This is a genomic window from Micromonospora tarensis (assembly GCF_016803395.1).
Lineage (GTDB): Bacteria > Actinomycetota > Actinomycetes > Mycobacteriales > Micromonosporaceae > Micromonospora > Micromonospora tarensis.
On the sequence record NZ_JAEVHL010000252.1, the window covers coordinates 1 to 9337 of the forward strand.

A 9337-nucleotide genomic window follows, 5' to 3' on the forward strand; every position below is an offset into this window, starting at 1 on the left:
ATCCATCGGTCAGGTCGAGCGGCGACCAGGCGTCGGCCGGCGCGGTGACCAGCCGCTCGAACCAGGCCCACGGCGGGACCGGGGCGTTGTCGCCGCTGCAGGATCGCCATCACCCGGGCACCGCCGAAGATGTGGTCGAAGTCCGCTGTGGTCATGGTGCACTCCATCCGAGGTCGCGGTGTGACTGTTTGCTGGTGGCCAGGTCGAGGCCGACGGCGCGTCAGGTCGTCGGCCATCCATCGGTCAGGTCGAGCGGCGACCAGGCGTCGGCCGGCGCGGTGACCAGCCGCTCGAACCAGGCCCACGGCGGGACCGGGGCGTTGTCGCCGCTGCTGGTCAGCGCCTGCGCCGCGACCAGGTGACCGAGGCGCAGCCGCCGCACCGGGTCGAGGTCGCGCAGCAGCCCGGCCAGGTAGCCGGCGGCGAACGCGTCGCCGCGCCGACCGGCTCCACCACCGCCACCCGGGGGGCGGCGACGAAGACCGGTTCGGCGTCCCGGCCCAGCGCGGTGGCACCGACAGCGCCGTCCTTGACCACCACCGTGCGCGGGCCGGGCAGCAGCCGGCGTACGGCTGTCGGGTCGGCGGTGCCCCACAGCGTCTCCGCCTCGTCCTGACCGACGAAGACCAGGTCGCAGCGGTCGGCGAGGTCGCGCAGCACCGGGGCGGCCTGCTCGGCGGGCCACAGCCGGGCCCGGTGGTTGACGTCGAAGCTGACCAGCGCCCCCGCCAGGGGCCGGTCGACCACCGCGTGCTCGACCAAGGCCCGGCAGGAGGCGGAGAGCGCCGCGGTGATCCCGGACAGGTGCAGCACCCGGGCACCGGCCAGCCCGGGGTCGGCCAGCGCGCCGGGGTCCATCCGGGAGGCTGCCGAGCCGGCCCGGTAGTAGTGCACGGCGGTCCCGTCGGCGCCCGGGTCCTTCAGGTAGAGGCCGGTGGGCGCGGCCGGGTCCACCAGTACCTGGTCGACCCGGACGCCGGTGGCGGCGACGTGCCGGACGACGGCCCGACCGAAGGGGTCGTCGCCGACCCGGCTCACCCAGGTCGTCAGGTGTCCCAGGCGGGCCAGGTAACCGGCCACGTTGGACTCCGCGCCGCCGACCGACACGGCGACCTGTTCGGCGTGCTCCAGTGGCTCACCCGGGGCCGGGCAGAGCACCACCATCGTCTCCCCCACCGCTGCCACCTCGACCGGCGGCCGGCCCGTCGGGACGCTCACCTGGTCGGGTCGGGGGTCGGTCGGCATCGGGCACACGTCCTCGCGGCGGGGTCCTTGGCGCCGCCGAGCCTAGGTGTCGCGCGCGAGACGGGCAACCCGTCGCGCCGCCGGTCAGGGCAGCGTCAGCCCGTACGCGGCCAGCACCTCCGAGATCGGCTGGTAGAAGGTGGTGCCGCCGGCGGTGCAGTTGCCGGTGCCGCCGGAGAGGATGCCGAGGATGGTGCCGGTGGAGGCCACGTAGAGCGGGCCGCCGCTGTCCCCCGGCTCGGCGCAGATGTTGGTGCGGATCAGGCCGTAGATCACGCCGGTGGAGTAGTTGACGGTCTGGTTGAGGCCGGTGACGGTCCCGCAACGCACCCCGGTGGTGGCACCACTGCGACACACCGCCTGGCCGATGTACGCGTTGCCGGCGCCGTAGATGGTCAGCAGCCCGGGGTAGGTGTAGACCGCGCTCGGGTGGGCGATCCGGCCCGTGTAGCGGATCAGGCCGTAGTCGTTGGTGGGGTAGCTGGTGGCGGTGCGGGTGCCGAGCACGGTGCTCTGGGCGCTGTCGGCGTACCAGGTGCTGGCGGTGCTGGTGCAGTGCCCGGCGGTGATCACGTAGTAGGTGCTGCCGCTGCGCACGTTCGCGCCGAGGGAGCAGCGCGCGCCGCGCCGTAGATGCCCTGCCCGGCCGCGATCAGCGGGCGCAGCGTTCCCGGCTCGCGGCGCAGCAGCACGCGGCCCGGTCGGTCACCGCCCGCAGGGTGGTCAGCTCGGCGGGGGCCACTGTGTCGTCGACGGTGAGGGTCATCCGGCCGGTGGCCGGGTCGAAGCCCCAGGCGGTGCCGGGGGTGCGTACCGCGCCAGCGCGGTCGTCGGATCGGCGGCGGGCGCGGCGGCCCGGTCGGGGACGGCGGCCTGCGCCGCGCCGGGCGCGACGAGCAGCAGGACAGCCAGGACGAGGGCGGCGAGTGGGGAACGGCGCATCCGAACCTCCGCAGAGACCGAGATCGATGGGTGCCGGCAAGCATCGCCCGCCGCGCGAGACCGTGGCAACCTCGGGCTGCCCTCTTCCCCGATCGGCGGGAATCGCCGATTCGGGGACGGGCCGCGCCGGCGCCGCCGATAATCCTCGGAGACACGGCGGGAGGCCGGGCATGACCACCGGAGGCAGCGCGGCGCTGGTACGCCGTCTGGACGGGTCGACCCGGGCGACGCTGCTGGAGCTCCTCTTCGACGTGGTCTTCGTGGCCGCGCTCGCGCAGACCTCGAAGCTCCTCGCCGACCGGAACTCCTGGGCGCAGAGCGCGGCGGTGCTGCTGATGCTGACGGCCATCTGGTGGACCTGGTCGGTCACCTCCACCACCACCGAGTTCTACGACCCGCAGCAACGCCCCATCCAGACCATCCTGATGGTGGCCATGGTCGGCTCGGTCGGGATGGCGGCCTCGCTGCCGATGGTCACCGGAGCGCAGGCCCTGGCCTTCGCGCTCGCCTACGTCGGCACCCACGTGGTGCGCGGCATCGTCCTGGTCAGCACGTTGTACCGGCAGCAGCACCGCTCGGCCATGGCGCGCGCCACCCGGTTCCTGTTCTGGTTCCTGGTGTCCGGCGTCCTCTGGGTCGTCGGGGCCGTGTCCGACACCGGCCGGTGGTGGATCTGGACCACCGCGATCGCCATCGACCTGCTCTCCGCGGCGGCGCGCTACCCCACACCGTGGCTCGGCCGGGTGCCGCTCGACCAGTACGACCGGACCACCGCGCACCTGGGCGAGCGGTACCAGCAGTTCGTCATCCTGGCCCTCGGCGACATCATCCTGGTGCCCACCCTGGAACTCAGCCGCAGCGAGTTCGACCGCCTCAGAATCATCGCCCTGCTCTGCGCGTTCGCCATCATGCTGCTGCTGTGGCAGATCTACGTCTATCGGGCCGGCGAGTTGCGCGAAACCGCGGCCGTGTCACTGCCCGGCCGGTCCTCCCGGATCGCTCCGTACACCCATCTGGTAATACTGGTCGGCGTGCTCGTCACGGCGGCCTCCTTCGACCTTGTTGTCAACCGACCGACCGGAACGACACCGGTGCGGTGGCTGGTACTGATCATCGGTGGACCGCTGGTGTTCGTGCTCGGCCGGGCACTGTTCGCCTATCTGCTGTCCGGCCGCGTGCCATGGGGGCGAGTGGCGTCGCAACTGCTCCCCCTGCTGCTGCTGCCCTGGGCCGGCGGCTGGTCACCAGTGCTGGTCACCGCGATTGTGGCCCTCGCGCTCGGCGTGCACGTGCTGTTCCCCAGGGGCGGCCGTCGGGAAACCCGGCGTGGGCTCGGACCGCGACCGCCCACTGGATGACCCTCGACGGTCAGGCGAGGTGCCGACCGGCCCAGTCGGCGAGGTCCCGGGCGCAGGCGTCCACCGAATCCCGCCAGGTCCGCGCCGCGCCGTCGCCCGCCTCGTCGCTGACCTGCTTGACCAGCCGGCACGGCACACCGGCCTGCGCGGCGGCCCAGGCCACCGCGTACCCCTCCATGTCGACCAGGTCGGCGCGCCGCGCCAACCGGTCCCGCGCGACGTCGTCGGCCACGAATGTGTCGCCGGTGGCCAGCACCGCGCCCTCGGCGGCCAGCGACAGCGGCGCCCCGTAGGTCTCGCCGGTGAGCGTGCGCAGCAGGTCGGTGTCCAGGTCGTGCTGGAGCACGGTGGCCACCTCGTGGATGCCCACCCACCCCGGGCGCAACGCCCCGGCGGTGCCCAGATTGAGCAGCAGGGACGGGCGCGGACCGGCGGCCAGCACCGCCGCCACCGCGCTGGCGGCGTTCACCTTGCCCATGCCGGTGAGCAGCACCGGCAGCTCGGGCGGCAGGTAGCGGGCCTCCTCCCCGACGGCGAGCACCACCAACGGACGATCGGCGCGGACCGTACCCCGAAGATTCACCGGAGCATCGTACGAGCGCCGTCGGTGCGGCGGCAGGCACGTCTCAGTGGGCGGGGCGAACGGCGACGACCTGACCTCCGCTGGTCTCCCCGGTCGGGCGGAACCCGAGCTTGAGGTAGAACTCCTCCGGACCATCCGCCCCGGACTCCCAGGTGGTGTAGACGCGGTCGTGCCCCCGTCGGCGAGCCTCCGCGCGGACGGCGTCCACCGCGAAGCGGCCGTACCCCCGCCCCTGCTGGTCGGCGGCGATGTTCAGCCGCCACAGGCCGGAGCGCAGATCGTCCGGTCGGTCCCACTCGATGTCGAAGAAACCCATCAGGAAGCCGACGATCTCGTCACCCTCGAGGATCAGACGTGGCCAGGCGACCTCGGGCTGCGCGTACGCCTCGGCGAGGGACCAGGCGACCGGAGACGAATACTTCTCCTGCTCCGGTCGGACGGTCAGCCGGCACGCGTCCTCGACGTTGTGTTCAGTGATCTTCACCAGTTTCGGCACGCCCGCCACCATAGCGAGCGGGGTTCGCCAACAGGCCGTCGAGCAGCGCGCGCAGGCCGAACCGGAACCAGTTGTCGAGGTCGGTGTCGAGGCGGGTCTGACCGGCGGCGGCCAACCACTGCCGGCCACGGGTGCGGTGGGTGCGCTCCAACCGGTCGCGGGTCGCCGACCACCAGGCGTGGTACGGGATGTCGACGGGATCGCGCCCGATCAGCAGGGCCATGCCCTGGATGTAGCCGCTGAGCGCCAGGTAGGCGCGGAACGCCTCGGCCGGGTCGTACCCGGCGCTGGTGAACGTCGCCACGACCCGGTCGACCGTGGCGAGCACGGCCGGCCCGGTCGGTGGCCGGTCGGTGGCGAGGACGGCCAGCAGCCAGGGGTGCCGACGGTACAACCGCCACTCGTCCCCGGCCAGCCGTTCGAGCTGCGCCCGGGGGCCGGGCGGCAGGGCCGGGTCGCCGGGCGCGCGGACGGCTGTCACCCGCTCGGCCATCGCGCTGAGCAGATCGGTCCGGTTGCGCACGTGCCGGTACACGGCGTGCGCGGGCATGGCGGCGCGGTGCGCGAGCAGCAGCATGGAGACAGCCGCCAGGCGCCGGAGTCCGCCAGCTCGACCCCGAGGCCGATCAGCCACTCCCGGGGATCACCGCCGGTGGGCGCGGGCAGCTCGGGGGCGGGGCCCGGGGTGGTGGGACCGTGGTCACGGCGTCGGCGGTACGCACGGGCCTGACAGCCCCGAGAGCAGTAGCGGCGGGGGCGTCCTCGGCCGGCGCCGACCGGCAACTCGCCCGCACACTCGACACACCGGGCGGTGAGCACAGCCACCTCCACTCTCGTCCCGGCCCATCGTGTGCCGAAAGTACTGCACGCCGTCTGGCAGCGACGACAGGATCAAAGACATGAATCCGCCCAGTCGCAGAGACCTGCTCCTCGCCAACGCAGCCGCGTCTGCCGTCGTCCGCACTCCACCCCCGGGGCACAGCGGCCACCGCCCCCGGACTCCTCAGGACGGCTCGGGGTCGGCGACATCCGGGAAGCGGCTGGAGAGCGCGTAGCGCAGCAGCACCACGTCGCCGATCTGACGGGCCTCGGCCAGGTGCGCACGACGGCCCGGATGCCAGGGGAAGCTGCCCTCACCGACGAACCGGGGCGCTCGACCGTCACCGACGAAGAACGGGGCGATCACCAGGTGCAACTCGTCGGCGAGACCGGCCGCGAGGAACTGGGCGTGCACCGTACCGCCGCCCTCGACCATCAACCGCCGCACGCCCCGTCCGGCCAGGTCGGCGAGGAGCCATCCGGGATCGACCGGTTCACCCGCGTCGACCACAATGGCCAGCCGCCCGATCCGTTCCCGGGTCTTCTCCAGCGCCCCGGTGGCGCAGTAGACGAGCCGGGCCGGATCACCGGCGGTGAAGAACCGGGCGGTCGGGTCGAGGTCACCCCGGCCGGTCACTGTGACCTTGGTGGGCGAGGCGGGCCGGCCGGCCGCCACCCGGGCGGCCCGGCGGCTGGGGGCGCGCACCAGCAGCCGGGGATCGTCACGGCGGACCGTGCCGGCACCGACCAGGATCGCGTCGCAACTGGCCCGGACCGCGTCGACCCGGTCCAGGTCGTCCTCGTTGGACAGCAGCAACCGCTGCTCGGAGGCGTCGTCGATGTACCCGTCGATCGAGGTGGCACAGCTCAGCAGCACGTACGGCCGCGTCGTCTCCGGCCGGCAGCTCATTGCGCGCTCTCCGCCGCCTCCGCCGCCTTCGAGGCCTTCGCCGCGAGGTAGTCGGCGTTGGCCGGCGAGAGGAAGACGCTTGTGGGCACCCGTTCGGCGATCTCCACGCCCAGCCGGGTCAACTGCTCGGCCTTGTCCGGGTTGCTGCTCAGCAGCCGGATCCGCGGTACGCCCAGCGTGGCCAGCATCTGCGCGGCGGCGCTGTAGTCCCGCTCGTCCTCACCCCGGCCCAGCGCGACGTTGGCCTGGTAGGTGTCCAACCCGGCGTCCTGCAACGCGTACGCGTCGAGCTTGGCGTAGAGGCCGATGCCACGGCCCTCCTGGCGCAGGTAGAGCAGGAAACCTCCGGCCTCGGTGATCCGTTGCACCGCCTCGCGCAGCTGCGGCCCGCAGTCACACCGCTGGCTGCCGAACACGTCGCCGGTCAGGCACTCACTGTGCGGGCGGACCAGCGGGGCCTCGCCTCCCACGGCGAGCCGGTCCAGCGCGCCCGCCCAGTCGCCGAGACCGAAGGCGAGGTGCTCCCGACCGTCCATTAGGCCCTTGAACGAGAACACCCGCGCGACCGTGGCGTAGCCGTCGGGAAATCTCAGCGGCACGGTGACCTGCGTGCGGATCGTGGCAATCGGCAATGCTTCGGGCATGGGACTCCTTCGTCCGGCGCCACCGACGTCCGGTGGCGCGTACCGTCTCACTACCGACTCAACAGCCGCCGCCGGAGGCGGCTTCCCGAGCGGCGACCGGGATGCGACGCCGCCGGGCCAGCAGCACTGCCGCGCCGGGCAGGCTGGCCACCAACACCAGTGCACCGTAGACAGTGGCGGTGGCGACGCCCTCGGCCGCGCTGAGACCGGCCGCGCCGAACACCCACGCCGCCACCCCCTCCCGGGGCCCGAAGCCGGCGACGTTCAGCGGCAGGCCCATGGCGAGCAGGGCGAGCAGGGTCAACGGCAGCAGCCGCGACAGTGGGGCGTCCGATCCGGCGGTGCGGGCCGCCACCAGGAAGGTGGCCAGGTGACCGGCGACCATCACGGCGGAGGCGACCAGCACACCGAACCAGGTGCGCCGGGCCAGCAGCCCGGACCGCACGTCCGTCACGGCGGTACGCAGCCCGCGCGCCCAGCGCGAGCGGCCCGCGTCCGGCACGGTTCGGGCCAGCAGCACCGCGACCAGCCCGCCCGCGACGAGCAGCGCGGCGGCCAGCGGGAGGTACGGCCGCACCGGGGACGGGAAGGCCGCGAGCACCACCAGCGCGACCCCGACCAGGACCACCTGCCCGGCGGCCCGCTCCCAGACCACCGCGCGGATGCCGCGGCTGACGTCACCGGCGTCGCGGCCGTGGCGGACCGCCCGGTGCACGTCGCCCAGCATCCCGCCGGGCAGCGTGGCGTTGAGGAACACGGCCCGGTAGCAGTGCGCCACGGCCGTCCACAGTGGCAACCGCACCCCCAGACCACCGGCGACCAGGCTCCACCGCCACGCCGCGCAGACCGTGGTGAGCACCCCGATGACCAGCGCCGCCGCCAACGCGGGCGCGTCGATCAGTCGTACCCCGGCGAGGAAGGGGCCACTGCCCACCTGCCACAGCAGGACGGCGAGCAGACCCACCCCGCCGACCACTCGTGCCCAGGCCCAGAACATCGACGCCGGCCTCCTCGAAGATCGTCCATTTGCCCTAGTGCACGTACCCAGGGTGGGAACGGTTCATCCGCCGGCGAGGAGGTCGGTGTGCTCGACCCGCACGGTGAGTCGGCCGGCCGTCGCGTCAGCCAACCGACGTCGGGCGTACGCCTCGGCCGGGCCGGCCAGCTCCGGGCGCTGTTCGCAGGCGCCCCGAGCCAGCCGCGGAACCACTCCGCGGCCAGCTCGGCCTGCTCCGGGCCGAGCAGCCACGGGCTGGGCCGCTCCCGCACCTCGACGCCGTGCCTGGCGAACGCGGCGGCGGTGGCGGCGACGGCGTCCGGGCCGAGCAGTCGCCGGCCGTCGACGGTACGGCGCTGATGGTCGTTGAACGCGGCGTCGACAGCCTCGTCGAGCGGGTCGGCCGGGGTGAGCCGGGCCCGCCCGGTCACCGAGATGGCGAAGAGGGCGGGCCGGCCGAGGCAGGCGGCCACCACCCGTTCGACCTCCTCCACGGTCAGCATGTCCAGCAGTGCCGACGCGGTGACCAGGGCACCGTCGGCGAGGTCGGCGGCGGTCAGCCGGGTGAGGTCCCCGCGGTGGGTGCGCACGGTGACCGGCGCGCCGTCGGCGCCGCACCCCGGTCATGCCCTCGGCGGCGCGGGCCAGCAGGTCGGCGTCCCGGTCGTGCAGCACCCAGTGCTGCGGGCCGGGCAGCCTGGCGGCCAGCCAGCGACCCATCGAGCCGGTGCCGCTGCCCAGGTCGTGGATCACCGTCGGGGCGGCACCGGTCAGCCGGGGGCGGAGAACGTCCAGCAGGTCCTCGGCGCGGGCCGCCGCGTCGGCCGGCTCGCGCAGGCGCAGCCACTCGGCGAACGGCACTGTCTCCTCGACGGTCATCCCGCCACCTCCTTCAGCACGGCGGCCAGCAGCGCGGTGGTCACCGGCCAGTCGGTCAGGGTGTCCCGCCGGGCGAGGGCGGCCCGCCGCAGCCGGGCCCGCAGCTCGTCGTCGCCCAACCACCAGCTCAGCGCGCCGGCCAGGGCGGCCGGGTCGTCGGGTGCGACAAGCACTCCCGGCAGCTCACCATCGGGGGTTCGGCCGAGCGCCTCCGGCACGCCGCCCACCCGGGTGCTCAGCACCGGCAGGCCGCGGGCCAGCGCCTCGGTGACGACCATGCCGTACGTCTCGCCTCTGGACGGCAGCACGAGCAGGTCGGCGGCGGCGTACGCGGCGTCGAGGGCCGCGCCGGTCAGCGGACCGGCCAGCCGGACCCGGTCGGCGAGGCCCGCGCCGGCGAGCCGGTCGCGCAGCCGGTGGACCAGGTCGGGCTCCCGGGACAGGGGTGCCGGCGCAGACCAGCG

The 9337-nt window shown here is 74.0% G+C and carries 10 protein-coding genes and 2 pseudogenes; 1 reads left to right on the plus strand and 11 read right to left on the minus strand.

The annotated features are described in order from the left end of the window. Nucleotides 1–220: 220 nt before the first annotated feature. The 3 genes and pseudogenes from JM949_RS30085 to JM949_RS40025 all read right to left on the minus strand — a co-directional run bounded on the left by JM949_RS30085 (nt 221) and on the right by JM949_RS40025 (nt 2359). Nucleotides 221–1245 (minus strand): annotated as a pseudogene (locus JM949_RS30085) (sugar kinase). 84 nt (nt 1246–1329) lie between these two features. After that, on the minus strand, nt 1330–1842 hold the full coding sequence (locus JM949_RS38000; RefSeq protein ID WP_309232393.1) for a S1 family peptidase: 513 nt from the start codon (nt 1840–1842) through the stop codon (nt 1330–1332). A 55-nt stretch (nt 1843–1897) separates the two neighbouring features. Next, nucleotides 1898–2359, minus strand: coding sequence for an alpha-lytic protease prodomain-containing protein (locus JM949_RS40025; protein WP_407664850.1), 462 nt, complete (start codon nt 2357–2359; stop codon nt 1898–1900). Here JM949_RS40025 and JM949_RS30095 point away from each other — a divergent pair. After that, complete coding sequence (locus tag JM949_RS30095) at nt 2358–3545, plus strand: low temperature requirement protein A (RefSeq protein WP_203151514.1); 1188 nt, start codon at nt 2358–2360, stop codon at nt 3543–3545. The two genes, JM949_RS40025 and JM949_RS30095, sit on opposite strands and share 2 nt — an antisense overlap. 10 nt (nt 3546–3555) lie before the next feature. Here the strand turns inward: JM949_RS30095 and JM949_RS30100 are convergent, their stop codons facing one another. The 8 genes and pseudogenes from JM949_RS30100 to JM949_RS30135 all read right to left on the minus strand — a co-directional run. After that, nucleotides 3556–4128 carry a nucleosidase gene (locus JM949_RS30100; protein ID WP_203151515.1) on the minus strand — a complete coding sequence of 191 codons (573 nt, stop codon included), beginning with the start codon at nt 4126–4128 and terminating at the stop codon, nt 3556–3558. Nucleotides 4129–4171: 43 nt separating this feature from the next. Then, the gene (locus tag JM949_RS30105; RefSeq protein WP_309232394.1) at nt 4172–4624 is read right to left on the minus strand and encodes a GNAT family N-acetyltransferase; all 453 of its coding nucleotides are present in this window, start codon (nt 4622–4624) and stop codon (nt 4172–4174) included. Further along, nucleotides 4599–5201, minus strand: a complete 603-nt coding sequence (locus JM949_RS30110) for a TetR/AcrR family transcriptional regulator C-terminal domain-containing protein (protein WP_203151517.1) — start codon at nt 5199–5201, stop codon at nt 4599–4601. Before JM949_RS30110 ends, JM949_RS30105 begins: the two co-directional genes overlap by 26 nt. 426 nt (nt 5202–5627) lie before the next feature. Beyond that, entirely contained in the window at nt 5628–6353 is a 726-nt protein-coding gene (locus JM949_RS30115) for a RibD family protein (RefSeq protein WP_203151518.1), read from the minus strand. Then, on the minus strand, nt 6350–6997 hold the full coding sequence (locus JM949_RS30120; protein WP_203151519.1) for a GTP cyclohydrolase II: 648 nt from the start codon (nt 6995–6997) through the stop codon (nt 6350–6352). Before JM949_RS30120 ends, JM949_RS30115 begins: the two co-directional genes overlap by 4 nt. A 58-nt stretch (nt 6998–7055) precedes the next feature. After that, on the minus strand, nt 7056–7994 hold the full coding sequence (locus tag JM949_RS30125) for a lysylphosphatidylglycerol synthase transmembrane domain-containing protein (RefSeq protein ID WP_203151520.1): 939 nt from the start codon (nt 7992–7994) through the stop codon (nt 7056–7058). Nucleotides 7995–8057: 63 nt separating this feature from the next. After that, nucleotides 8058–8873, minus strand: a pseudogene (locus tag JM949_RS30130) (class I SAM-dependent methyltransferase). Continuing rightward, nucleotides 8870–9337: glycosyltransferase (locus JM949_RS30135; RefSeq protein WP_203151521.1), on the minus strand; the 468-nt coding region annotated here is incomplete at its 5' end. The gene JM949_RS30135 and the pseudogene JM949_RS30130, both read right to left, overlap by 4 nt.

What these genes read in the sequence shown, in the direction of transcription:
- JM949_RS30095 (WP_203151514.1), top strand. Translation starts at nt 2,358, where the DNA reads ATGACCACCGGAGGCAGCGCGGCGCTGGTACGCCGTCTGGACGGGTCG.
- JM949_RS30110 (WP_203151517.1), bottom strand. Translation starts at nt 5,201, where the DNA reads ATGCTGCTGCTCGCGCACCGCGCCGCCATGCCCGCGCACGCCGTGTAC.
- JM949_RS40025 (WP_407664850.1), bottom strand. Translation starts at nt 2,359, where the DNA reads ATGCCCGGCCTCCCGCCGTGTCTCCGAGGATTATCGGCGGCGCCGGCG.
- JM949_RS30120 (WP_203151519.1), bottom strand. Translation starts at nt 6,997, where the DNA reads ATGCCCGAAGCATTGCCGATTGCCACGATCCGCACGCAGGTCACCGTG.
- JM949_RS30115 (WP_203151518.1), bottom strand. Translation starts at nt 6,353, where the DNA reads ATGAGCTGCCGGCCGGAGACGACGCGGCCGTACGTGCTGCTGAGCTGT.
- JM949_RS30125 (WP_203151520.1), bottom strand. Translation starts at nt 7,994, where the DNA reads ATGTTCTGGGCCTGGGCACGAGTGGTCGGCGGGGTGGGTCTGCTCGCC.